Raw genomic sequence first — 25,336 nt, 5'->3', positions numbered from 1 at the left:
GAAATGACATGCAGCGTGGAAAGCAACTGACGCGGCTCGCGGCCGGCACGGCTCTGGCGATGATCGGCCTGTCCGGTGCCGCCTGGGCCCAGGACAGCGCCGATGGCGGCTTTCTTCTGGAAGAGATCATCGTCACCGCGCAAAAGCGCGTGCAGAACCTGCAGGATGTGCCCGTGGCCATCAGCGTGGTGACCGGCAGCCAGTTGGAACAGGCCAACATCAATTCGGCCGAGCAACTGTTCCAACGTGTACCGACCATCACATTCCGCAAGGGCAACACCAACAAGGACAGCGCCATCTCCATTCGTGGCGTGGGCACCATCTCCTTCGCGTCGGGCGTGGAACCGTCGGTGTCGACAGTGATCGACGGCGTTGTCTATGCCCGCGCCGGGCAACAGACGGCCGACTTCCTGGACCTGGAACGGGTGGAGGTGCTGCGCGGGCCCCAGGGATCGATCTTCGGCAAGAACGCGTCGGCCGGCGTGGTGAACATCATCACCCGGTCCCCCTCGGTCACGCCGAAGGGCTTTGCCGAGGCCTCCTATTATGAAGGCAACGAGTACCGGTTGAAGGCCGGCGTCTCCGGCCCCCTGTCGGACAAGCTGGCCGGCCTGATCACGGGCTTCTTCAGCCATTATGACGGCAATGGCAAGAACGTGTTCAACGGCCACGACGTCAACGGTTATGAACGTTACGGCGCCCGCATGAAACTGGTGCTGGACGCGACGGAGAATGTGACCTTCACGGCCATCGCCGACTATGCCCGGGGCAATGACAATGGCTATGCCGACAGCATCGGCACCGTCTTCCCCGGCGCCTATCAGGACCAGATCTTCAAGCCCTCGCTGGCCCCGCTGACGCCGGGCGCGAAGAACAAGGATATCGACAACGATCTGGACCCGAAGACGCGGGACAAGAATTCCGGCGTGTCGCTGCAGGCCGATATCGACCTGGGCGGGGCCGCCATCACCTCCATCACCGCCTATCGCCACTGGTACAATTACCAGCAGCGCGACGGCGATTTCCGCTCCGATGCGCCGCTCTATGTGGCAACGGGCGCGGCGGCCAGCGACGTGCGCTCCCATGACCGGGGCGACCTGTCCTTCGACCAGTTCACACAGGAACTGCGCATCGCATCGACGGGCCAGAACTTCATCGATTATGTGGCCGGCGTCTATTACTACACCACGAAGGAAGTGGACTTCTTCAACCGCACCGTCACGGCCTGTACCGCCACCACCCTGGCGGCGGTGAACGGGTTGCTCCCCTGCCGGCAGGGCGCCTCGACCTTCACCACGAACCAGGGCAACGCGGATTTCACCACCAGGCTGAAGAACTACGCCGCCTTCGGTCAGGCGACGGTCAACTTCACCGACGATTTCCGCGCCATCCTGGGCGGGCGTTACACCAAGGACAAGGTGTCGTTCGATTTCGAACGCCGTTCCACCTCCACCGCCGCCTTCCCCGGCGTCCGGCCTTATTTCGCGGCCGATGGCAGCACGAAGCAGGATGGCGTGTCCGGCAATGCCGGCATCCAGTATGATTTCGCCGACGACATCATCGGTTACGCCACCTACACCCGTGGCTATAAGGGTCCGGCGCTGAACGTCTTCTTCAACATGGTGGGCACCGACACACTGCCCATTTCCGAGGAAACGTCGAACAGCTACGAAGCCGGCCTGAAGACCCGTTTCCCCGAAGCGGGCCTGATGCTGAACCTGGCGGCCTTCAAGACCATCTATGACGGGTATCAGGCCAACAATCTGGAACTGGTGGCCGGACAGGTGGTGACGCGCCTGACCAATGCCGGTTCAGTGTCGACGCGTGGCCTGGAGGCCGACTTCACCTGGGCCGCCAGCCACGATCTGGAATTCAACGGCGGCGTCTCGTACACCAAGGCGCGCATCGACACGTTCAAGTGCCCGACCACGACACCCACCTGCGCCGACGCCATCAACGGCAAGCGGCTGCCCTTCTCCGCCAAATGGAAGGGCTCCGTCACCGCCGACTGGCGTCTGCCCGTCGACCTGCCCAATGGTGATCTGAGCCTGTCGAACACGATGCAGTTTACCTCCAAGCAGGGTTTCGACATCAACCAGAACCCCAACGCGGTCCAGGCGGGCTATGCCACCTGGGATGCGGTGCTGGCCTGGTCGTCGGACGATGACAAATATCGTGTCTCGCTGATCGCCAAGAACATCACGGACAAGCAGTACGTGATCCTGCGCATTCCGAACGGCACCGCCTTCATGCGCCAGATCACCCCGCGTGACGCCGAACGGTATTTCGGCGCCTCTGTCCGGGTCGGTTTCTGACCCGGATCATATCCCGACGATCAGCCTTCTCCCCTGCCGCCCCTTCCTTGGGGGCGGCAGTTTTTTATCCCATGACGGCACGGGCGATGACAATCTTCGGCAGCAGGGCCAGGGTAACCAGGGGGAAGGCCAGGACCGTCACCGTCAGCACATCACGGGCATGACGCGCCACACGGTCGGGCAGGAAGCGCGCCAGCGACGGCACGGCCAGCCCCAGGGTCGCCAGCAGGGCCAGGAAGTAACGGCCCTGCACACCGGTGACCTCATCTCCGCCAACGGCAGAGAAGGTGAGATATTGCAAGAAATAGATCCCGAGCGCAGAGATCAGGACCACGGCCAGGGCGAGGGCGGCGAAGCGAGGCGGATGGTGCCCCTCCTCCAGCATGTCACCCAGAAGGGCGCCGCCGAGCATCCATAACGCCGCCGTATAGAACCACCCGGTCAGCACGATGTTGAACTGCGACCAGCCCAGCCAGCCCAGCATCATGACCGTTGTGCCCCAATAGCCCGCCCCCGTCGTCCAGGTGCCATATAGTGCCCGGAAGAAATCCAGCGGGTTTTCCAGCAGGTGCCGAACCTGCCCCGACGTTGAGGGCACGACATCGCCCCAGACCTGCTGCACCTGCACCTCCAGCGCCATCCACAATATCCAGCCCAGGACCAGAGCCAGCATGGCGGGCAGGACGCTGGCCAGGGAGACACGCCCTACAAGACGGGGCGCCAGCGGCAGCAGAAACAGCAGGAAGGCAAAATTGGTCGGCCGCGACATCGACAGCAGCGTGATCAGCACGGCCATGGAGATGAATTCCCCGTTCGTTGCCGGCCGTTCCTGGGCCACGGGCCGCGACACCAGGGCGACCAGCAAGGCGCCACCAGCGATCAGCAGCGCATCCTGAGAGGCCGACGCCATCTGCGCCAGGCTCATCGGCAACAGCAGGACCGCGAACAGCATGCGCCAGCCCCGCGCCGCCAGATGCAGGGCAAGAGCCGCAATCAGAATGGACACCAAGCCGTTGGCCAGCCGCGCCACCACGAAGGATTGCGCAATCGACAGATCCAGCAGCTTTCCCAAGCCGAGCCCGGCGATGACGGGCGCATAGAGCGTGGGTGGATAGATGATGGTGTTGGGAATGTCCGCAAAAGTGCGCGGCCCACCCCATTTGATCGCCCAGGCCGCATCGGTGATGGCATGGGTGGCGCGGGCCTCCGGCACAGAGAGCAGCGGCCACTGTATCCGCAGCACAGACAGCATATTGTCATCGATCTCGCCGCCGGAACGGCCGTCCGCCGTGCGCGTACCGATCAACTGACCATCCAACACCGTCTCGGCGCGCATCAGATGGTTTGTCTCATCCGCATTGAGGTAGACCGGCATATTGATCGCCAGAAACAACACCAATGGAACGGCATAAAAAAGATAAAGCAAGACCCGCCAGCGACGCAACATGACCAGCCTCTAACTTAACAACTGAAATAAATATCCGGATTTCCGCGCGTGGGACTTATACTGTGGATGGTCACAGATGGCAATGAGACCACATGGCCGTCCACCCATGATATCGGGCTTGTATCGTAAGGGGGGCTTGGCCATATTCGCTCGCACCCGCATCCAGCCATTGGATGCTTTTGCAGGGATGGTGCTGGGACCATGGCAATCGGCGCGAGACTGGCTACCCTGTTACAGCGGTGGCGCGATACAGGTTCTTCTCCCCTGGCCGGCCTCATCATCGCCGAACGTTTCCATGCACCGGAGCCCAACCTGGGGATCGTGCGGCTGGACCTTACGGCCCTGCCTCTTTCCGCTGATCTGCCCTTGATCGTCACCCTGCTGCGTCCGGGCAATGGCGATATCCGGCAGGTCTTGGTGGCTCAGTGGACCCGCCTTGGCCATGGTTCGCGCCTGGCCCTGCCCTTCCCGCCCTTCCAGCATGATGCGGGCGAACTGTTTCATCTGTTCGTCCACCAGACGCCGCAGCCACCGTCCTCCGCCTCACTGACAGCCGCCGCTGCCGCCGTCGGGCTGGGGACGCGGACGCCGATCCGGCTGCCTGACGCCCCGTCGCCGGCACAGACGGTCATGGTGGACGGCGCTGTCAATCCGCAAGTGCGCGTGGTCTATGGCATCGACAATTTCTGGTGCGACCGGCATGGCGTCTTCCTGCAGGGCTGGGTCCATTGTCATGAGCATCGGGTAATAAAGGCGGCCATCCTCATCGGCCAGGACCGGTACGATATCCCGACCCTGACCCCGCGCCCGGACCTGCTGAATTTCTATCCCGACTATGCCCATGTCACCGATGCCGGCTTCATGGCCTATCTGGAAAGCCGTCCGGGACAGCCGGTCTGCATGGAACTGTTGACGGAGGGCGGGCTGACCAGGGTCACCCTGGAACTGCCGCGCGCCGGCGTGCTGTCCGGTCCCTGGACCGAGGGGCAGGTGGACAAGGTCAATGATTTCTTCCTGGCCCTGCGCGGTTTTGTGGACGAGGTGAATGCCAAGCACCTGACGGTGGCGGAGATCGGGGCCCGCGTCGTGGGCGACGCCAGCCACACGCGCAGCCATTATTTCCCCAAGGCACGCCGCTTCATCGGCATCGACATTCATGCCGGGCCGGGGGTGGATGTCGTGGGCGACGCCCATCAACTCGACCGGTTGGTGGGACGGGGCGGCATCGATGCCATCTTCTCTTTTTCCGTGATCGAGCATCTGAGCCATCCCTGGCTGCTGGCGGCTGCCACCAACCGGGCGCTGAGCCTGGGCGGGCTGGTCTTTCATTCCGCCCCCCAGACCTATCCGATGCATGAACAGCCCAACGATTTCTGGCGTTTCTCCGACGAGGGTCTGAAGGTGCTGTTCGGGCCGGAGGCCGGGTTCGAGGTGCTGGCCGCCGGCATGGTGAACCGGATGGAGATTTATCCCGAGGATCGCCGCGGTCCCTTCTCCCTGATGCCGGTCAATCCCGGCTATGGCAATGCCTTCATCCTGGCCCGTAAGGTGCGCGACCTGCCCGACGATGCCATCGCCTGGCCATCGGCGGCATCGCAGAGCCAGGACCGCGCCGCCCTCTATCCCAACCGTACATCAGCCGCCGGTGGACAGAACCAGGCGTCGTAGCACCTTCTTGTCGATCTTGCCGGTCGCACCCAGGGGCATCGCCTCCACGAACATCACATCGTCGGGGATCTGCCATTTCGACAGGCGCCCCTGGAAATGCGCCAGGAATTCCGCCGCCGTGGCCTCCATCTCCGGTTTCAGTTGCACCACCAGCAAGGGTCGTTCGTCCCATTTCGGGTCGGGCACGGCGATGGCGGCGCAGAGTGCCGCCTTGGGGTGGCTAGAGGCGATATTCTCGATCTCCAGCGAACTGATCCATTCCCCGCCGGACTTGATGACATCCTTGGCCCGGTCGGCGATGCGCATATAGCCGTAGCCATCAATATCGGCGATATCGCCCGTATCGAACCAGCCCTCATCGTCCAGCACCTGCCCACCATCGCCATGCAGGTAGCCGCCGGCCACCACCGGCCCGCGCACCAGCAGGCGGCCCATCTGCTGCCCGTCATGCGGCAGGCAGGTCCCATCCTGTCCGCGCAGCGCAAGGTCGATGCCCAGCGGCGGGCGGCCCTGGCGGATACGATAGGGCATCTGTTCTTCGAACCCCGCTCCCGCCAGTTCGGGCACCAGCTTGAAATGCGTCCCGATGGGGGAGGTTTCGGTCATGCCCCAGGCATGGCGCGCCTCCACCCCATAATCGTTCAACCGGCGGAGAACGGTCTCCGGACAGGCGGCCCCGCCGATGATGACACGCCGCAACGGCCCGAAATCCCCGCCATGCCGTTCCAGATGCTGGATGATCGCCTGCCAGATGGTGGGCACAGCGGCGGCGAAACTCACCCCCTGTCCGTGGATCAGGTCCAGAAGCGAGGCCGGGTCCAGCCGCGATCCCGGCAGCACCAGTTTGCAGCCCACCGCCGCCGTGGACAGCGGGATGCCCCAGGCATTGGCGTGATACATGGGCACGATGGGCAGGGCCACATCCTGTATCGACAGGCCCATGACGTCGGGCTGCAGGCTCATCCACATATGGATCATGGTGGACCGGTGGGAATAGAGCACACCCTTCGGATTGCCCGTGGTCCCCGACGTATAGCAAAGGGCAGCCGCCCTCCGTTCATCGAAGTCGCCCCAGGGCCGGCCATCATCCCCATGCGCCGCAACCCAATCCTCATAGGCGATGGCGTTTGGCAACAGGGCGCGGTCCACATCCCCCTCCCCGCACAGCAGCACCACATGCGTGACCGTCGGGCAATCGGGCAGCAGGTCCGCCACCAGCGATGCGAAGACCGGATCGGCCAGGATCACGCGGTCCCCGGCATGGTTGATGATGAAACGAAGCTGATCCTTGAACAGGCGCGGGTTCAGCGTGTGGCAGACGGCACCCATGCCCATGATGGCGAACCAGCATTCCAGATGCCGGTCACTGTTCCAGGCCAGCGTCGCCACCCGGTCGCCCAGGCCAACGCCCAGCCCGCGCAGCGCACTGGTCAGGCACCGGGCCCGATCGCGCAGACTGACATGGTCCGTCACGGACAGCGCGCCATCAGCCGACGCCTCCACCCGCCGCGACACGACAGGACGCCGCCCGTCCCAGCGCGCGGCATGATCGATGATCCGGTTCACCGTCAGCGGCCAGTCCTGCATCAGCCCGAACATGCGTTTCTCCCTTTGCGGCGCGCCCTCATTTCCTCATTCCCAACCCGATGGCTGGACAGGGCGGCTTCTTGAGTCTTATATTAGACATAAGAGTACGGATAAATAGAAAGCCGGCCGCCGGGCCCGACCCGTCGCGCATGGAATGTTGAGGGAAGGGAACGACATGCAATTGGTTGAGACGGATGGCGGCTTCGATCTGATCCTGTCAGGTCGCACGATCCTGCGCCACCGATCCGATGCGCCGTGCCTCTATGTCGGCCGGGGGAACCCGCGCGTGGACATGTATCACGGCCATTTCGATATCGAGGACACTGTGGAGGAACGGCTGGGCCTGCGCCATGCGGCCCTGACCCGCGACGGTGAAGGGTCCTCGCGCATCGCCCTGTCCATCGCCCCTGCCCTGCCGCCCCTGATCACCCTGACCCTGTCTGGCGGCGCACAGGATGCCCGTATCCACATCGACGCCATCGACCCCACGCTCAACCGCCTGTGGCTGCGCGTGATGGCAGACAAGGGTGAACATGTCTGGGGCGGGGGCGAACAGCTTTCCTATTTCGACATGCGCGGCCGCCGCTTCCCCCTTTGGACCTCCGAACCCGGTGTAGGCCGCGACAAATCCACCCTGCTGACCTTCCAGTCCGACCAGAAGGGAAAGGCCGGCGGCGACTACTACAAGACCAACTATCCGCAGCCCACCTACCTCTCCTCCCGCCGCTACGCCCTGCATATCGACACGACGGCCTACAGCGCCTTCGATTTCCGCCAGGACGGCTGGCACGAGTTGGAGATCTGGGCGGCACCGGCAACCATCGAGCTTTGGGCCCGCGACGCCTTCACCGATCTGGTCACGGCCCTGTCCGACCGGTTCGGGCGGCAGCCGCCCCTGCCGGACTGGGTGCTGAAGGGCGCCATCATCGGGCTGAAGGATGGGGCGAAAAGCTTTGACCGGCTGGAGAAATATGCCACCGCCGGGGCCGCCCTGTCGGGCCTGTGGTGCGAGGATTGGGTGGGCCTGCGCATCACCAGCTTCGGCAGCCGCCTGTTCTGGGACTGGAAATGGAACGCCACGCGCTATCCGGGCCTGGATACGAAGATCAGGGACCTGCATGAACGCGGCATCCGCTTCCTGGGCTATGTGAACCCCTATCTCTGCGTCGATGGCAGCCTGTTCCCCGAGGCCGAAGCCGCCGGATATCTGGCCAGGAAGCTGGACAGCGACGAGACCTACACGGTCGATTTCGGGGAGTTCGACTGCGGCGTGGTGGATTTCACCAACCCGGCCGCCGCCGAGTGGTTTGCCGAGCGGGTGATCGGGCAGAACATGCTGGATTTCGGCCTGTCCGGTTGGATGGCGGATTTCGGGGAATATCTGCCCACCGATGTCCGCCTGTTCGACGGCACGCCCGGCATGCTCGCCCATAATGCCTGGCCCGTCCTGTGGGCGGCGGTGAATGCACGTGCCGTGGAAAGCCGGGGCCGGACGGGGGAGGCCCTGTTCTTCATGCGCGCCGGCTATAGCGGGGTGCAGCGCCATTGTCCCCTGCTCTGGGCCGGCGACCAGTCGGTGGATTTCAGCCGGCATGACGGCATCGGCACCGTCATCACGGCCGCGCTGTCATCCGGCCTTCTGGGCAACGCCTATCACCACAGCGACATCGGCGGTTACACCAGCCTGTTCGGCAATGTGCGCACGCCGGAACTGATCATGCGCTGGTCGGAAATGGCCGCCTTCACCGCCGTGATGCGCGGGCACGAGGGCAACCGCCCGCGCGAGAATGTGCAGATCGATGAGGATGAGCAGGTCCTGGCCCATTTCGCCCGCATGACCCGAATCTATGCCCATATGGCGCCCTATCTGCGGTCCCTGTCGGAAGAGGCGGTGGCCACAGGCCTGCCGGTGCAACGCCCACTGTTCCTGCATTTCCCCGACGATCCCGCCACCTATGCCCTACAGGAAAGCTATCTCTACGGCGCCGACCTGCTGGTCGCCCCGGTCATCCAGCCGGGGGTGGAGCGCTGGTCCACCTACCTGCCCGCCGGGACCGGTTGGGTGGAGGTCTGGACGGGGGCGATGCAGGCGGGTGGCGAGATGGTGACGGTGGACGCGCCGCTTGGCAAGCCGCCGCTCTTCTACCGCCAGGGCAGCCCGTGGACGTCTCTTTTCACGGGCATCGCGGCGGTGACGTAAGACCAGATCCCGGTGAGTGGAACCCATCGGGATCTGGTTCGGCGGCGACTGCCTCCGCGCGCCACATGGCGCGTAGCCAAGCCCACGGATGTGGGCACCGGCGACACGGTCAGGGGCAATCGTCGCACGTTGTGTCATCCCGTCTTCCCCAAAGGACACCCCCATGCGTTTCGGCCTTCACCGCACCCTGCTGCTGGCGCTCGTCATGATGGCGGGCGTTCTGAACTATACCGACCGGCAGATCATCGCCGTGCTGAAACCCATGCTGGAAAAGGAACTGGGCTGGAGCGACGCCGACTACGGCCTGCTGGTGGCCCTGTTCCAGGGGGCGGCGGCCGTTGCCTTCGTTTTTGCCGGCTGGACCATCGACCGGCTGGGCTGGCGCGTGGGCAACCCGACCGCCGTGGGGTCGTGGAGCCTGGCCGCTATTGTTCATGGCATGGCCACCACCTTGGGCGAGTTCAAGCTGGTCCGCGTGGCCCTGGGCGCCACCGAAGCGCTGGGCACGCCGGCCGCCGTCAAGACCATCTCCCTCTGGTTCCAGGCGCGCGAGCGGTCCCTGGCCCTGGGCTTCATGAATGCGGCGGGCAATGTCGGGGCGATCGTGGCACCGCTGCTGGTGCCCGTCATCGCGCTATCCTATGGCTGGCGGGCGGCGTTCTACATCATGGGCGGGCTGGGTCTGGTCTGGGTCGTTGCCTGGTGGGCTTTGACCCGCCTGCCCTATTTCCGGACCCCGCCGACATCTGCCGCTGTGACGGGCGGAGCCAAGGTGCCCTGGAGGACGGTGCTGACCGACCGCCGCACCTGGGCCTTTGCCGGGGCCAAGGTGTTTTCCGATCAGGTCTGGTGGTTCCTGCTGATGTGGATGCCGGACCTGTTCACCCGCGTCTTCGGGCTGGACATGCGCAGTTTCGGTGTGCCGCTGGCCACCATCTATGCCATCGCCGCCTTCGGGTCGCTGGCCGGTGGCTATGTTTCCGGCCGCATGCTGGCGGCGGGCATGAGCCTTAACCGGGCGCGCAAGCTGACCTTGCTGATCTGCGCCCTGCTGGTTCTGCCCGTGCCGCTGGTGCTGCTGGTACAGAATTACTGGCTGGCCGTGGCGCTACTGGGCCTGACCCTGGCCGCACACCAGGGTTTCTCCGTCAACCTTTTCGCCATCGCCACCGACATCGTGCCGCAGGGGCGCATCGGCACCGTCATTTCCATCGGCGCGCTCTGCGGCAATCTGGCGGGCATGGCCATCCTGCAGGCGGCCGGCTGGGTACTGGCGACCGGCGGCTCCTACGCCCCGATGTTCGCGCTGGTGTCGGTATCCTACCTGCTGGCGCTGGGCTGGCTGCACCTGTTGCAACCGGTGCTGAAGCCGGCGGACGCGGGATGACGGCAACGCAAACGGGAGCGGGGTCAGCCCCGCCCTTCCATCAGATCACGGATACGGGACAGGTGCTGGCAGGCCCGCCCCACACCCAGCAGCAGCACGCCCAGCAACAGGCCGACCAGGGCGGGGCCATAGCTGTCAGGTGTGGGGGCGATCAGCATGAAGGCTGAGACAATCACCGCCGCCGCGCCAAAGAAATAAAGCACCAGGGCCGTGATGCTGCGCCGCTTGTCCATGGCTCAGCCCCCCGCCACGGCGCAGGCGCTGGTTCGTTCGCGGGGCACGGCATTCTCTCCGAACACCTCCTCAAACGCCGCCTGCAGGGCCATGTCCACCTCCGGCATGGTCACGATATGACCCAGCGCCGCCAGCGACGTGACGCCATGCTCGCGGATGCCGCAGGGCACGATGCCGCCGAAATGGCTCAAATCCGGCTCCACATTCAAGGACGCACCGTGGAAGGAGACGCCGCGTCGCACGCGCACGCCGATGGCGGCGATCTTGTTCTCCACGCCCGGCTGCCCGAACGGCCCCATATCGACCCAGACGCCGACACGGCCGCAGCGGCGTTCGCCCCTCACCGCGAATTGCGCCAGGGTCCGGATCAGCCATTCCTCCAGCCGCCAGACAAAATCATGCAGGTCGCCGCCACGCTCCTGCACGTCCAGCATGGTGTAACCGATGCGCTGGCCCGGACCGTGATAGGTGTATTGCCCGCCCCGCCCGGCCTGAAACACCGGGAACTGCATAGGGGTCAGCAGGTCCGTCTCCTTCGCGGAGGTGCCGGCCGTGTAAAGCGGGGGATGTTCCAGCAGCCAGACCGTTTCCGGCGCCATGCCGGCCCGTATGTCCGCCACCCTTGCCTCCATGAAGGCAAGGGCTTCGGGATATTCGACAGTCTGGTCGCTGATCCGCCACTCGATCATCATCAACCTGCAAGCTGGGGGTAACGCCTATTTAGGGCAAATCGCGGCCAACACCAATGGTGTGATCACGCTTTGCCCTCATTCGCCGGGTGCCGCCATCCGGCGGCTGGGCTTCACGCGCACAGGGGTGCGCGGGCGCTCAACGCGCCAGCCACCCGGCCTTTGGCCGGGTGGCGATACCATGGGACAGTTGCCCCATGCGCGCATGACCATTGATCCGCGCGCGCCGATGCGCCACATTCGGCAACGTCGTTGCTATCTGGCCAGTGATTATGAACGAAACGAACCGCGTCTATCTCTATGACACCACGCTGCGCGATGGGGCGCAGACCTCCGGCGTTGATTTCACGGTGGCGGACAAGATTGCCATCGCGCAGGAGCTGGACGCGCTGGGCATTGATTATGTCGAAGGCGGCTGGCCCGGTGCCAACCCCACCGACAACGCCTTTTTCGCCGATCCGCCGAAACTGCCGCGCGCCACCTTCACGGCCTTTGGCATGACCCGCCGGCCGGGGCGCAGCGCGTCGAACGATCCCGGCCTGTCGGCCCTGCTGGACAGCCAGTCGCCGGCCGTCTGTATCGTGGGCAAGACCTGGGATTTCCATGTCGACGTAGCGCTTTCCATCCCGCGTGAGGAAAACCTGTCCCTGATCGCCGACAGTATCCGGGAGATCAAGGCGCGCGGGCGGGAACCGCTGTTCGATGCCGAACATTTCTTCGACGGGTACAAGGCCAATCCCGACTATGCCCTTTCCTGCGTGCAGGCGGCGTATGAGGCCGGGGCCCGCTGGGTCGTGCTGTGCGACACCAATGGCGGCACCCTGCCGCACGAGGTGGAGACCATCGTGGGCGAAGTCGCCAAGCGTATCCCCGGCAGCCATCTGGGCATCCATACCCATAACGATACGGAAAATGCCGTATCCAACTCCATCGCTGCGGTGCGCGCCGGCGTGCGGCTGGTCCAGGGTACCCTGAACGGGCTGGGCGAACGCTGCGGCAACGCCAATCTTCTGTCATTGATCCCCACCTTGTCGGTGAAGATGGGCTTCGATGTCGGCATCTCCAGGGACGGCATGTCCCGGCTGGTCCATATCAGCCGCATGCTGGATGAACGGCTGAACCGCACGCCAAACCGCCACGCGGCCTATGTCGGGGAAAGCGCCTTTGCCCACAAGGGCGGGCTGCATGTCTCCGCGGTGGAGAAGGACCCGACCTCCTACGAACATGTCGATCCGGCGCTGGTCGGCAACCGCCGCCATGTGCTGGTCTCCGACCAGGCCGGCCGGTCCAACATCCTGGCCCGCCTGCGTGAGGTCGGGGTAGATGTCGACCCAAGGGATGACCGCGTCGGCTTGCTGGTCGATCTGGTCAAGCAGAAGGAATTCGAGGGCTATGCCTTCGACGGGGCGGAGGCAAGCTTTGAACTGCTGGCCCGCCGCGCCCTGGGCGAAGTGCCGGATTATTTCCGTCTGGCCGCCTTCCGCGTGCTGGACGAACGCCGCTGGAACGCCAAGGGCGACCTTGTCACCCTGTCGGAAGCCACCACCAAGGTGGAAGTGCCCGGCCCCGGCGGCACCGACAATGTCATGACGGTGGCAGAGGGCAACGGCCCCGTCAACGCCCTGGATCAGGCCTTGCGCAAGGCCCTGATCCCCGTCTATCCGGCGTTGGAGGGTATGCGGCTGGTCGATTACAAGGTGCGTATCCTGAACGCGCAGGACGGAACCAAGGCTGTCACCCGCGTCATGATCGAAACGGCCGACCGGCACGGCAATCGCTGGGCAACGGTCGGCGTTTCCGCCAATGTCATCGATGCCAGCTTCAACGCATTGTCGGACAGCATCACCTATTGCCTTTACCGGTCCGGTGCCGCTATCGACAGCACCAAGGCGGCCTGATATCCAGGCCGCTTCTTCGGGTTTTCAGGTATCAGTGTGATGTCGAGCGGGACGAACAAGCGCGAACTGGCCAAGATGCAGGCGGACGGGGACGGCCCCGCCGTCATCCTGATCCAACCCCAGATGGGGGAGAATATCGGCGCCTGCGCCCGGGCCATGCTGAATTGTGGGCTGACCGACCTGCGCCTTGTCAGCCCCCGCGACGGCTGGCCCAATGAAAAGGCCGTGTCAGCCTCAGCCGGCGCCACCCTGGTGCTGGACCGGGTTCGGGTGTTCGACAGTACCGAAGCCGCCATCGCCGACCTGCACAAGGTTTTCTCCACCGCCGCCCGCGTGCGCGATCTGGTGAAGCCGGTCGTCACCCCGCGTGAGGCGGCCAACGAGATGCGCGGGCATTGGTCGGCCGGTCGCAAGGTCGGGCTGATGTTCGGGCCGGAACGAACGGGGCTGGTGAATGACGACATCACGCTCTCCGACACGCTGATTTCCGTGCCGCTGAACCCCGGCTTCTCCTCCCTCAATCTGGGACAGGCCGTGCTGCTGATCGCCTATGAATGGTGGATGACGGGCGTGGAGGTGGAAGACCGATACCTTCACACCGGGCAGTCGGAGCCGGCGACCAAGGCCGAATTGCAAAATCTGTTCGACCATCTGGAAGGTGAGCTGGAACAGTCCGGTTTCTACACTCACCCGGACAAGCGCCCCTCCATGATCCGCAATGTGCGCAACACGCTGCAGCGCTGCGGCATGACCGAACAGGAGGTTCGCACCTTCCACGGCGTCATTGCAGCGCTGACGGGGCGGAAAAAGCAGCGGAAGGTGGAGGGGTAACAGTAAGTATCCGGGCTAACCCTCACCCTCCCATCGGCTGACGCCGACGGGCCCCTCCCTCTCCCGCACGCGGGCGAGGGGCGGAACCTGACATTTCCCTTCGCCCGTCACCATGGGCAAGGAAAGGGACTCGGCACATCAACTGCTTTGCCCCTCGCACGCTTGTGTTTTCGCCCCTCGCTCGCTTGCGGGAGAGGGAGGGGCCCAAGCCTGCCAAGGCTTGGGAGGGTGAGGGCCGGAACCCTCACCCCCGCTTCCAGGTCGTCCCCTTCGGTCCATCCTCCAGGATGATGCCCTGGGCCGCCAGATCGTTGCGGATGCGGTCGGCCTCGGCGAAGTTCCTGGCCTTGCGGGCGGCCAGACGGTCAGCAATGGCCTGTTCGATGGCGGCATCGTCCAGACCGTCGGCACCGGTCGGTTGCCACTTGAACCAGGATTCCGGCTCCTGCCCAAGGAAACCCAGCAGGTTAGCCGCAGCCTTCAGCGCCGACGCGGCGGCCGCGCGCCCCGCATCGTCGCCCGCCTTGTGATAGGCGTTGGCCAGTTCATGCAGAACGGAAATGGCCAACGGCGTATTCAGGTCGTCGGTCAGGGCCGCCAGGAAATCCGCCGGGATCTCCCCCGCCGGCACATCACCGGCCGCGCGCAGCACCCCGTACCAGCGGTCCAGCGTCTGACGTGCCTGCGCCACCTTGTCCTTGCTGAAATCCAGCGGCTGACGGTAATGCGCGGACAGGATGGCCAGACGCAGCGCCTCCCCCGGAAACACGTCCAGCAGTTCGCGCACGGTGTAGAAATTGCCCAGCGACTTCGACATCTTGTCGCCGGCAATGGTCAGGAAGCCGGAATGCATCCAGACATTGGCCATGACGGCGGTGCCATGGGCGCAACGGCTCTGCGCGATCTCATTCTCATGATGCGGGAAGATCAGGTCCAGGCCGCCGCCATGGATATCGAACACCTGCCCCAGATGCGCCGCCGTCATGGCGGAGCATTCGATATGCCAGCCGGGGCGACCCTTGCCCCAGGGGCTGTCCCAACCGGGTTCCCCATCCTTGGCCGGCTTCCACAGCACGAAATCGGCCGGCGACTTCTTGTAGGGGGCGACCTCCACCCGCGCGCCGGCGATCAGCTCATCCTGGCTTCGGCGTGACAACTGACCGTAATCCGCCATGGCGGGCACGTTGAACAGGACATGGCCTTCAACCGCATAGGCGAAGCCCTTGGTGATCAATGCCTCGATCATCGCCACCATGTCACCGATATGCCGCGTGGCGCGCGGTTCGATGTCGGGATGCAGCAGGCCCAGATCATCCATGTCGGCATGGAACTGCGCGGTGGTCCGCGCCGTCACGCTGTCGATCGGCTCACCCGACTGGTTCGACCGTTCGATGATCTTGTCATCCACGTCCGTGATGTTCCGGGCGTAGGTGACCTTCGGGTACAGATGTTTCAGCAGCCGGGCCAGCAGGTCGAAGGCGCTGAAGGTCCGGGCATTGCCGATATGGGCATAGTCATAGACGGTGGGGCCGCAGACATAGAGCTTCACATGGGTCCGGTCGATGGGCGCGAACACTTCCTTGGTCCGCAGCAGCGTGTTGTAGAGCGACAGGGTCATGGGAGCAGGCTTTCCGTTTGCAGAAAGGTCGTCGTTAGAGATAGCGGCAGAGGGTCAGGCCGTACAGCCCGACAATCGCGCCAGCGCCCGTTCGCGCCCGATCAGCGGCAGCAGGGTCTTCAGTTCCGGCCCATGGTCATGGGCCGTCAGCGCACGGCGCAGCGGCAGGAACAAGGCCTTGCCCTTGGCGCCCGTCGCGGCCGACAGGGACTTGGTCCATACACCCCAGGTGGTATCGTCCCAGGTGCCGTGGGGCAGCAATTCGGCAGCCCTGGCCAGGAACGCGGCATCGTCGACCAGCGGCGTCACCGCCTCCTTGGTTACCGCCCACCATTCCCTGGCATCCGACAGGCGGGACAGGTTGGGGCGCACAGCCAGCCAGAACGCCTCATCCACCCCCACCATGCCCATCGCCGCCAGCCGGTCGGCCACGGCGGTAAAGGGGGCGGCATGCAGAACCTGCGCGTTCAGGCGCATCAGTTCATCGGAATCGAACTTTGGCGTGCCACGCCCGAACTTGGCGAAGTCGAACCCTTCGGCCAGTTCGCTCAGGCTGCCGGCCGCCGCAATGGCGTCCGACGTGCCCAGGCGGGACAGATAGGCAGTCAGGGCCAGCGGCTCCACCCCCTCATCCTGGCGCAGGGACCGGACGGAGAGCGAACCCAGACGCTTGGACAGGCCTTCCCCCTCCGACCCTGCCACCAGGGGCAGGTGGGCGAAGGTCGGGACCGCACCCTTGCCCTCGATCCCGATCAGGGCCTGGAATAATTGCACCTGCACCGCCGTGTTGGTGACATGGTCCTCACCGCGCACGATATGCGTGATGGCGAAATCCAGATCATCCACGACGGAGGTCAGGGTATAGAGCGGGCGCCCATCCTCACGGATCAGCACGGGGTCGGACAGGTCGGCACCCCGGAAATGCTTGTGCCCCTGCACCAGATCGTCCCAGGTGATGTCGGCATGCTCCAGCTTGAACCGCCAGTGCGGGCGTCGGCCTTCGGCTTCCAGCCGCGCGCGGTCTGCGTCGGTCAGGCGCAGGGCGGAGCGGTCATAGATGGGCGGGCGATGCTGGGCCAGCATGGCCTTGCGCTTCAGGCCCAGTTCCTCTGGTGTCTCATAGCAGGGATAGAGGCGCCCGGCCGCCTTCAGCGCTTCCGCCGCCTCGGCATAGCGGGCATAGCGATCGGACTCGCGGGCAAAGCGGTCCCAGGTCAGGCCCAGCCAGGTCAGATCCTCGGCAATCGCGTCGGCAAAGGCATGCGTGGATCGTTCCTCGTCCGTATCGTCCAGGCGGAACATGAAGCTGCCACCATGCCGGGCCGCAAACAGCCAGTTCATGATGGCGGTGCGGACATTGCCGATATGCAGATGGCCGGTCGGGCTGGGCGCGAAGCGGACGGCGACGTTCATTTTCCGGGATCAGACGCAGGTGTTGAGATCGGGGGCCAGCGATAGCATGGACCCCGTCAACAGGGCACGAAAATCTCTTCCGGCAGGTCCAACCCGCGCACGGGATGCACCCCCACCGACCGCATGGCCCGACCGGAACAACCGGCAAAGGCGGTGGAGACGACAAAATGGCTGTCCAGAACCTTGGCCACTTCCAGCAGCCGGCTGGCCAGATTGACGGCCGGCCCCACCACCGTGAAATCCAGCCGGCGCTTGCCACCGATATTGCCGAAGGCGACATGACCCAGATGCAGCGACAGGCCGTAATCGATGCGGGTCTGTCCCGTGGGGCAGGCCGCGTTCCAGGCGGTAACGGCATCGTGCAGGGTGGCGGCCGCGGCCAGGGCATGGCCGCAGGCCTCTCGCGGGTTCAGCATATCGGCCGGGAAAATGGCCAGCATGCCGTCGCCCATGAATTTCAGCACCTCGCCGCCATGGGCCTCCACCGCGTCGACGGCCAGATCGAACCAATGGTTCAACCGTTCCAGCACCTGGGTCGACAGATTGTCGGCCGTGAAGCGGGTGAAGCTGCGCAAGTCGGCGAAAAGGATGGCGGCGAAGATATTGTCCGCATCGCCGCGCGAGATCTGCCCCGCATAGACCCGCTCCCCCGCGCCCGACCCCAGATATGTGGCCAGCAGGTCACGCGCGATATTGCGCACCACGCGGGCCTCCAGGATGGGGGAGACGGCGGCCACGATATGGGTCAGGTCGCGGATATCCTCATCGGTGAAGGGCGTACGCTTGGCCGCAAACGACATGGCAGCCGACCGGTGCTTGTCCTGCACCTGAATGGGGGCGATGAAATAGTCGAGGAAACCTTCCCGCGTCAGCCGGCTCAACAGCGGCAGGTTGGTCTCTTCCTGCGCCAGGCGGACACGGAAGGGCGCACCCGTTTCATCTACGCGTCGAACGGGGGAATTCAGATATTCCCCCATGTCGGTATCGACACGGTTCAGCCGGTGCGTACCGGTGGCCTGACCACACAGCCAGACGCGCCCCTCGCCAACCACCTCGGGATGCAGTATCTCCAGGTTCAGGGAAACGCGGCCGATGGGAATGCCCGACTGCGCGACACGATCCACCAACTGCGCGAACAGCAGGTCGATGTCGAAAAGCTGGTTGCCTTCAAGCAGCAGCCAGTCGGCAATAGGTCGGACACGGTCGGACAGGAGGAAGGTCAAGGGGCGGACTCTCCGGCATCGGGCGTCATAAGAGTGGGGCGCCAACCCATTCGGCGCAAGTACCGGTTAATGCAGGCGTGGCCTGACCAAATCAGATGTAGCCGGCGCGGTTGCGCGCGGACATTCCATCAAATCTCATGCCATAGGATCCGGCAATGCATAGGCATAATCACCCCCCACCCTTCTCCGCCCGCAGCCGCGCCCAATAATCCAGGCGTTTCCTCACTTCGCGCTCGAACCCCCGTTCGACCGGGCGGTAAAACTCCCGTCGGCCCATCTCGTCGGGGAAATAATTCTGTCCGCTGAAACCCTCCGCAGTGTCGTGGTCGTAATTATAGCCGTGGCCATAGCCCAGTTGTTTCATCAGCTTGGTGGGCGCGTTCAGGATATGCTTGGGCGGGGACAGGCTGCCCGTCTCCTTGGCGGCGCGCACGGCATCCTTATAGGCGGTATAAGCGGCGTTCGATTTGGGCGCCGTGCCCAGATAGATGACCAACTGGGCGATGGCCAACTCGCCTTCCGGGCTGCCCAGCCGTTCATAGGCCTCCCACGCCGCCGTTGCCTGGGTCAGGGCCGCCGGGTCCGCCATGCCGATATCCTCCACCGCGAAGCGGGTCAGGCGGCGGGCGATATATCGCGGGTCCTCCCCACCCGCCAGCATGCGGGCGTACCAATACAAGGCGGCATCCGTATCCGACCCGCGCAGGGATTTGTGCAGGGCGGAGATCAGGTTGTAGTGTCCCTCCTGCGCCTTGTCGTACAGCGGCATGCGCCGTTGCACCGCACTGGCCAGGGCATTGGTGTCCAGCACCTTGTCGGCCGGCAGCGCGAACAGTTCCTCGCACAGGTTCAGGCAATAGCGCCCGTCGCCATCGGCCAGCGCCTTTACCGACGCCCGCGCATCCGCGTCCAGCGGCAGGGGCCGCCCCTCTTCCGCCTCCGCCCGTTGCAGCAGCTTTTCCAGGGCGGCATCATCCAGCCGGTTCAGCACGAACACCTGCGCCCGCGACAGCAGGGCGGCGTTCAGTTCGAAGCTGGGATTCTCCGTCGTCGCCCCCACCAGGGTGACGGTCCCATCCTCCACATAGGGCAGGAAGCCATCCTGCTGCGACCGGTTGAACCGGTGGATCTCATCAATGAACAGCAGCGTGCCCTGCCCGCCCAGCCGCCTGGCCTTCGCCGCTTCGAACACCTTGCGCAGATCGGCCACGCCGCTGAAAATGGCGGATAGCGGTTCGAAATGCAGATCGGTGGTCTGGGCCAGCAACCGGGCCAGCGTGGTCTTGCCACAGCCCGGCGGCCCCCACAGGATCATGGAGACCAGCCGGCGGGACCCGATCATGCGGCCGATGGGGCCGTCGGGACGCAGCAGATGGTCCTGACCCACCATCTGATCCAGGCTTTGCGGCCGCAACCGGTCGGCCAGCGGCCGTGGCGCCTGTGCTTCGAACAAACCCGACACTTGGCAAATCCCCGTACAGCCGATCCCGTTGCGCCCCCATCATCCCAGATGGGAATGGAGCGGCGCAATGTTCAAGGTCAGGATGGCGGCTGTGTCTGCCCGGCGGGTGGTGCCGGCTGTGGGGCCGCCGCCTCCTGCCGAGACGTGCGGTAATTGTCCAGGAAGCTGCGGAACAGGTCGATTTCCGTGATGCGCTGGCGGATGGTGTTGGCGTCGGCCAAGCCGGCCGACTCCTCCGGCCGGGTCAGCAGGCGGAAAAAGGCCGCATCCTTGGTCTTCTCCATCGCCGGCCCGAAATCCCGGCGCAGGGCGTCCAGACCGGCATTGTCCCCCGCCAGCGACAGCGCCGTGGCCCGGTTCACCACCAGACTGGAAAGCTGCGGGTCAAGGGCGGCGTCGGGGGCTGGCGGCGGGCCAATCACGTCGGACAGCGCCTGGGCCGCCGCTTTCCATTGCTTGTCACGCATGGCGATGTCGATGCGCAACAGGTTGGCGTTGCGCGACTGGTCGGCGGCCAGCAACTGCACGGCCTCCGTCCCCTTGTCGATCTGCGACAGGGCACGGGCGCGCAGCAGCTTGCGCTCCTCCGCCAGTTCCGGCGTTATCTCCGGCACGGTGCTCTTGTCCAGCGCCGCCACCGCCTCCTCCGGCTTGCCATCCAGCAGGCGGATGCCAGCCAGCCGCGTGCCCACCTGGGCCTTTTCCAGACCGGAGAGCCGGTATTGGACCTGATGGTCCAGCAATTGTGCGGCCCGGTCCAGCAGGTCGATCTCGACCAGCCGTTCGGCCAGCTTGCGGATGATACGGTCGCCATCGGGGCCGGGGGGCGTCAATTCCCGATATTGTTCGTAAAGGCCCATGGCCTCCAGCGGTGTCATCTTCGCCGCCCCGTCCTTGGCGAACAGGTCGGTGAAGGTGCGCGTCATGTCGGCCGCGATCTCCTTCGCCTCGGGCGTGTCCGGGAAGGCGGAAATGGTCTGCCGCATCGTGTCAAAGGCACGCGGATAATCACCGGCCAGGGCATGCACCTCCCCGATCCGGCGCAGGTTGGACAGTTCCAGCGCGTCGCCGCGCCAGGCAAAGCGCATTTCCTCCATCTGCTTGGCGGCGTCCTTGGGGTCCATCTTGCCGGACGCCAGCGCGGTATCGATGAAGTCGCGCTTGGCCCGCATGGAATACAGCCGGTCCCGGCCTTCCCGCGCCTGCTTGAAATAGGACAGGGCCTTGTCATTGTCGCCCAGGGCACGGAAGACCGAGCCGCGGAAATACTGGACCGCCGCCGCCTGGTTACCGTTTTCCCCGCCCCGCTTGGCAACGCGATCCATGATCAGGGCCGCCGCCTCCGGCTGGTTCACGCGCAGCGCCGCGTCCGCCGCCGCCAGGGCAAGCCCCGTGTAGAACGGGTCGGGATAACGGTCCAGCAGGTCCTTGGAGGACTGGAACCCCGCATGGGCGCCGGCATAATCCCCCTGCCCGGCCAGTGCCGCCGCCCGCCAGAGCGCGGCATCCGGCTCAGCGGCCAGTTGCCGGTTCGACAGATCGGCCAACCCGCCGGCGAAATCGCCCGTCAGAACGCGCCCGATTCCCCGGATGGCCAGGAATTCCGACCGCCGGTCCACGTCGGGCTGCTGTGACTGCACGCGGGTCAGCATGCCCAGGGCTTCATACCCCATGCCATTGGCCAGATAGAACCGGGCGACATCCAGCCGGCCGCGCGTCTTCTCCGCTTCCGGCAGGTTGGCCAGACGGTCCCAGCGGGCCTGCCGCGTCTTGATGTAATCCCGGGCGGGCACCTGCCCCCAGCGCTTAAAATCGAACAGTTTTTCCTGTTCAACGGGCGGCGGCGGCGGTGGGATCGCGGCCAGGATATCGGACGGTGGCGACAGGCGCAGCCCCCCCGGCACCGTTACCTCCAACCCTTCGCGCACCGGCTGTACCGTCAGCCGGTCATCCAGGGGGCGAACCACCACGCCCTGCAGGGTTGGCAGAAACTGCACCTCGGTATAACGCAGCGGCGCCTCGACATGCTGGCCGGGCAGCGGCAGCGGCACGACCGACAGCGTGTCGCCGACCACGGGGTCCTTGAATGCGATCACCCGTTCCGCCTCGGCGGCGGGCACCACCAGACGCGGACCCAGGGCGAATTCCGGATCGGGCCGGGGCTGTATGGTGCTGCCAGAGGTGGTCTTTTCGGCCGTTTCGCTGGTCCGGGAAAGGATCACCTGCCAGGCGGTGCCGTCGCGCTTCACCGCAGCCTGCTGCAGGGCCGGCATGGGCAGACGGAAACCGCTCCCCCCCTCCACCGCGACGGGTTCCACCGTCATCTGCAGCTCCGGTGGCACCGTCGGCGCAGTCTCCGGCGGCACCGGTTCACCGAACAACACATACAGGTAGCCCGCGCGCTCATAGATCGCCGCCGTCCGCGCGACCTTCGGATCGAAGGACAACATGACCGGGGTCATCAACGGCTCCGACGGCGTCGGGGGCGTCGATGCAGTTGCGGCGGGGGGTGGTGCCGCCGTCGGGGCCGGCGCTGCCGTCTGCGGGGGTGGGGGCGGGGGCGCTGCCGTCGTCGCGACGGCTGGCGGCGGCGGTGGAGGGGGCGGCGGCGGTGGAGGGGGCGGCGCCGCTGTTGCGGTCGGGGCCGGGACCAGGGGGGTCGGTGCGCCGGAGGCGGTGGCCGCCGGGGCGGACGTACCAGCATTGGCGGGAGCGGCGTTGCCACGCAACTGGTAAAGCGGTGCGCCTTCCTTGGTCTGGCGCGGATCGGCGGGCCGGGGGGGCGTCTGCTGTCCCGGGGCCGGGCCGGCGCCCGCCGTCTGTACCGGCACCGGAGCAGAAGCGGGTGGCGTGGCGGGTGCCTGTGCGGTGCCGGGTGGCGGCTTATCCAGAATGTCCAGCACGACGCGTGTGCCCGCGCGGCTGTGCTTGACGCCTGCACCGGCGGGAATGTCGAACCGGACGGTGACCGCATCCTCGGCAGTGACCTGCGTCAGGCCGCTGACACGGCTGGGCCGGGCGCGCAGAACATTGGCCAGATCAATCTGGGCCGCCACGGGGAACCGCACGCTGACCGACGCGCCGCTCTGTTCAACAGAATAGGGCACCTGACGCGGCCAGTCGAAGACGAGACGGCTGTAATCGGGATGCACGCCGCTGCGGACCGGGACGCGGGTGGCGGGCGGGACCGGGGCCGAGGTCGCGGCGGCCGTCGCCGGGGCCGGCTGCTGCGCCAGGACAGGTCCCGGCAGCAGCGCCACGGCGGCAACCGACAGGGCCAGCGTCGCTGTCAGAAGACGGGCCGTCCTCATGACGCGCCCCCATGTTCGCGGACCACCAGATCGACACGCCGTGCCTCGGCACGGACCTGACCGCCCGCCTGTCCGTCACCATGGCCACGGATGGTGATGTCGCGCAGATACCCGGCCTGCCGCAGGGCGTCGGCCACGGTCTGGGCCCGCGCCAGCGACAATTCCCAATTGCTGGTCCAGCGTGGACCGGACGGCGACGCATCGGCATGGCCGACCACATCCAGGGCATTGCCAATATTGGCGGCCACACCGCCCATCAGGAACAGGATGCGCCGCCCCCCGCCGGACAGCGCCGCGTCACCCGGTGCGAACAGCAGATCCGACGGCATGGACAGGACCAGGGTGCCATCGATGCGGGCAATGCGCATGGCGGCCAGTTCCGGGTTGGCCGCCATCTGGCTTTCGAAGACACGGCCCAGATAGCCCAGTTCGATGGCCTTGCCGCGATCCAGGCTGGCGGCGGAAAAGGCCGCTTCGGGCCGCTGTTCCCCCACCTGCGCGGGATCAGCCCCCGGAACGCCGGCCGCCAGCGCCTTGTAACGGGCGGGATCGGGTTCCGACATGGCATAAAGCATGACAAAGAAGGTCAGCAACAGGCAGATCAGATCGGAAAAGGTGACCAGCCAGGCCTTGCCCGACGGGGAGGCGGGCGACGCAAAGCTGAACGGGGACGGCGGACGGGTCGGCGTCATTGCACACCCTCCCCCACCGGGACGGAGAACAGCAACCGCACCTGCCCGGCCTCTGCCCCCGTTTCCAGCCCGACCGACAGGGCGGCGGGATCGGCCCCCAACCCCGTCATGGCACGGGCCAGCACGCCCGCGCGTGCCACCAGCGCGGCATTGTCGGCCCCACCCTTGGTGGCGAACAGGAATTCCGCCCGCACGGATACGCCATGCCGGCGCGGTTCCAGCGTGCGGGCCATGCGGTCCATCAGCGCCTGATGGCTGGGCCGGACCGCACTGCCATCGGCAAGGAACAGGTTGGCGACGGGCAGGGCCACGATCAGGGTCCCCGTCTGTGTCCCCGCCTCCACCTTGGCCAGCGGCAGTTCGGCACGGATCAGGTCGCCCAGATCCTGGACGGCACGCGCCGCCTCGCGCCGGGCCTGCTGCCGGTCGCCGGGCGCGCCGCTTAGCAGCGCCTGGGTCGAGAAGGCCTGATCGACGCTGCGGATGACGGCGCCCACCTTCTCGTCATGGAAATGCGAGATGGAATTTAACAGGATGAAAAAGGCCAGAAGCAGGATGAACACGCCGAGATAGAGCAAGGTCGCCCCATCCCCGCCCTCTTGACGGCCGCCGGACGCGCCGAACCGCAGGGGAACCGCCATGTCAGGATCGGTGCTGCCGGGTGTGTGCGTCTCGGGCATTCAACCTCAATCAAACAGGCTGTCGATGAAGGCCTGATCGATGCCCACACCGGGCATCGCGGGGCCGTTCAACAGCTTGGTGTCGGACGGGGTGTCGGCGGGCGCGGCCGCTTCCATGGCGGGATGGCGGCGCTGCACCTCCTCGCCCAGGGCGACCAGCAGGGCCTCCACCTTCTGTTCGATATGTTTCAGGGCGCGCACCACCTTGGTGATGCGCTGGCCGGTAATGTCCTGGAAATTGCACGCCTCATAGATGCCGGTGGTGATGTCCATCAGCTTGTTGGACACGTCCGCCGGCACGTCACCGGCCAGTGCCATCATCTGATCGCAGGCGTCCATGATCCGGTTGGTGGCATCCTCCGTCGCGCCGACGACCGCATCCAGTTCGTCGGTGGCCAGCGGGATATGTTCAGAATGGATATCGGCCGGCTGAATGCTGGCGATTTCTTTCTTGGCGTTATTGATGAACCGGGCCAGTCCTTCCAGCTCTGCATAGACATGCAGGTCATGCTGGCCCATGTCACCGCCCATGGAGGACAGGACCGACGCGACGATGGTCGCCACCTCTTCACGCGAAAGCGGCTGGCGCGCCTCGGCGCGGGCATTGTCCAGCCGGTCCTGGAGAACGGGATCGGCGGCAGTGGCGGTGCGGAACATCAGAACACCTTCGGAGCGCGATGA

Annotated in this window: 19 protein-coding genes; 7 read left to right on the top strand and 12 right to left on the bottom strand. The window is 65.5% G+C overall.

The annotated features are described in order from the left end of the window. Window positions 1–8: 8 nt before the first annotated feature. Complete coding sequence (locus KBA48_RS07325) at window positions 9–2,315, top strand: TonB-dependent receptor (protein ID WP_292904726.1); 2,307 nt, start codon at window positions 9–11, stop codon at window positions 2,313–2,315. A 64-nt stretch (window positions 2,316–2,379) separates the two neighbouring features. Here KBA48_RS07325 and KBA48_RS07320 read toward each other — a convergent pair whose 3' ends face one another. After that, window positions 2,380–3,762 carry a DUF2142 domain-containing protein gene (locus KBA48_RS07320; RefSeq protein WP_292904724.1) on the bottom strand — a complete coding sequence of 461 codons (1,383 nt, stop codon included), beginning with the start codon at window positions 3,760–3,762 and terminating at the stop codon, window positions 2,380–2,382. 201 nt (window positions 3,763–3,963) lie between these two features. Here KBA48_RS07320 and KBA48_RS07315 point away from each other — a divergent pair, with 201 nt between their 5' ends. After that, window positions 3,964–5,430 (top strand): hypothetical protein, encoded by a 1,467-nt coding sequence (locus KBA48_RS07315; protein ID WP_292904722.1) that lies wholly within the window; start codon window positions 3,964–3,966, stop codon window positions 5,428–5,430. Here the strand turns inward: KBA48_RS07315 and KBA48_RS07310 are convergent. After that, entirely contained in the window at window positions 5,398–7,029 is a 1,632-nt protein-coding gene (locus KBA48_RS07310) for a long-chain-fatty-acid--CoA ligase (RefSeq protein ID WP_292904720.1), read from the bottom strand. The genes KBA48_RS07315 and KBA48_RS07310 overlap by 33 nt on opposite strands. Window positions 7,030–7,192: 163 nt before the next feature. Between KBA48_RS07310 and KBA48_RS07305 the strand changes: the two genes are divergently transcribed. Both KBA48_RS07305 and KBA48_RS07300 read left to right on the top strand, forming a co-directional pair. Beyond that, the gene (locus KBA48_RS07305; RefSeq protein ID WP_292904718.1) at window positions 7,193–9,217 is read left to right on the top strand and encodes an alpha-glucosidase; all 2,025 of its coding nucleotides are present in this window, start codon (window positions 7,193–7,195) and stop codon (window positions 9,215–9,217) included. A gap of 163 nt (window positions 9,218–9,380) precedes the next feature. After that, on the top strand, window positions 9,381–10,604 hold the full coding sequence (locus KBA48_RS07300) for an MFS transporter (RefSeq protein WP_292904716.1): 1,224 nt from the start codon (window positions 9,381–9,383) through the stop codon (window positions 10,602–10,604). A 23-nt stretch (window positions 10,605–10,627) separates the two neighbouring features. Here the strand turns inward: KBA48_RS07300 and KBA48_RS07295 are convergent, their stop codons facing one another. Both KBA48_RS07295 and lipB read right to left on the bottom strand, forming a co-directional pair. Beyond that, on the bottom strand, window positions 10,628–10,837 hold the full coding sequence (locus KBA48_RS07295; RefSeq protein ID WP_292904714.1) for a hypothetical protein: 210 nt from the start codon (window positions 10,835–10,837) through the stop codon (window positions 10,628–10,630). Between the two features lie 3 nt (window positions 10,838–10,840). Next, complete coding sequence (lipB, locus tag KBA48_RS07290; protein WP_292904757.1) at window positions 10,841–11,524, bottom strand: lipoyl(octanoyl) transferase LipB; 684 nt, start codon at window positions 11,522–11,524, stop codon at window positions 10,841–10,843. On the opposite strand from lipB, the gene KBA48_RS07285 reads away from it, so the two are divergent. From KBA48_RS07285 to KBA48_RS07275, 3 genes are read left to right on the top strand one after another with little or no spacing between them, the layout of a single operon-like run. Then, a complete protein-coding gene (locus tag KBA48_RS07285) occupies window positions 11,448–11,831 on the top strand; it encodes a hypothetical protein (RefSeq protein WP_292904759.1) in 384 nt (127 codons plus the stop codon). The genes lipB and KBA48_RS07285 overlap by 77 nt on opposite strands. After that, window positions 11,800–13,425 carry a citramalate synthase gene (cimA, locus tag KBA48_RS07280; RefSeq protein ID WP_292904712.1) on the top strand — a complete coding sequence of 542 codons (1,626 nt, stop codon included), beginning with the start codon at window positions 11,800–11,802 and terminating at the stop codon, window positions 13,423–13,425. The genes KBA48_RS07285 and cimA overlap by 32 nt, the downstream gene beginning before the upstream one ends. 39 nt (window positions 13,426–13,464) lie before the next feature. Then, the gene (locus KBA48_RS07275) at window positions 13,465–14,256 is read left to right on the top strand and encodes an RNA methyltransferase (RefSeq protein WP_292904710.1); all 792 of its coding nucleotides are present in this window, start codon (window positions 13,465–13,467) and stop codon (window positions 14,254–14,256) included. A gap of 244 nt (window positions 14,257–14,500) precedes the next feature. On the opposite strand, the gene cysS is transcribed toward KBA48_RS07275, so the two are convergent. The 8 genes from cysS to KBA48_RS07235 form a co-directional block, all read right to left on the bottom strand. Beyond that, window positions 14,501–15,874: a cysteine--tRNA ligase gene (cysS, locus tag KBA48_RS07270; protein WP_292904708.1), complete on the bottom strand. Its 1,374-nt coding sequence runs from the start codon at window positions 15,872–15,874 to the stop codon at window positions 14,501–14,503. Between the two features lie 54 nt (window positions 15,875–15,928). After that, a complete protein-coding gene (gene gltX, locus KBA48_RS07265) occupies window positions 15,929–17,287 on the bottom strand; it encodes a glutamate--tRNA ligase (protein WP_292904706.1) in 1,359 nt (452 codons plus the stop codon). A gap of 56 nt (window positions 17,288–17,343) precedes the next feature. Continuing rightward, window positions 17,344–18,510, bottom strand: a complete 1,167-nt coding sequence (locus KBA48_RS07260; protein WP_292904704.1) for an adenylate/guanylate cyclase domain-containing protein — start codon at window positions 18,508–18,510, stop codon at window positions 17,344–17,346. Between the two features lie 169 nt (window positions 18,511–18,679). After that, window positions 18,680–19,972, bottom strand: a complete 1,293-nt coding sequence (locus KBA48_RS07255; protein WP_292904702.1) for a replication-associated recombination protein A — start codon at window positions 19,970–19,972, stop codon at window positions 18,680–18,682. Window positions 19,973–20,049: 77 nt separating this feature from the next. Beyond that, the gene (locus KBA48_RS07250) at window positions 20,050–23,283 is read right to left on the bottom strand and encodes a tetratricopeptide repeat protein (protein WP_292904700.1); all 3,234 of its coding nucleotides are present in this window, start codon (window positions 23,281–23,283) and stop codon (window positions 20,050–20,052) included. Beyond that, on the bottom strand, window positions 23,280–23,975 hold the full coding sequence (locus tag KBA48_RS07245; protein WP_292904698.1) for a flagellar motor protein MotB: 696 nt from the start codon (window positions 23,973–23,975) through the stop codon (window positions 23,280–23,282). Before KBA48_RS07245 ends, KBA48_RS07250 begins: the two co-directional genes overlap by 4 nt. Then, complete coding sequence (locus KBA48_RS07240) at window positions 23,972–24,655, bottom strand: hypothetical protein (RefSeq protein WP_292904697.1); 684 nt, start codon at window positions 24,653–24,655, stop codon at window positions 23,972–23,974. Before KBA48_RS07240 ends, KBA48_RS07245 begins: the two co-directional genes overlap by 4 nt. 6 nt (window positions 24,656–24,661) lie before the next feature. After that, window positions 24,662–25,312 (bottom strand): protein phosphatase CheZ, encoded by a 651-nt coding sequence (locus tag KBA48_RS07235; RefSeq protein ID WP_292904695.1) that lies wholly within the window; start codon window positions 25,310–25,312, stop codon window positions 24,662–24,664. Window positions 25,313–25,336: the final 24 nt, after the last annotated feature.

It is taken from the genome of Niveispirillum sp., assembly GCF_017996735.1.
In the GTDB taxonomy this organism is placed as follows: Bacteria; Pseudomonadota; Alphaproteobacteria; order Azospirillales; family Azospirillaceae; genus Niveispirillum.
The sequence above is the reverse complement of the archived record's forward strand: the minus strand, read 5'-3'. Positions and strand labels throughout refer to the sequence as shown.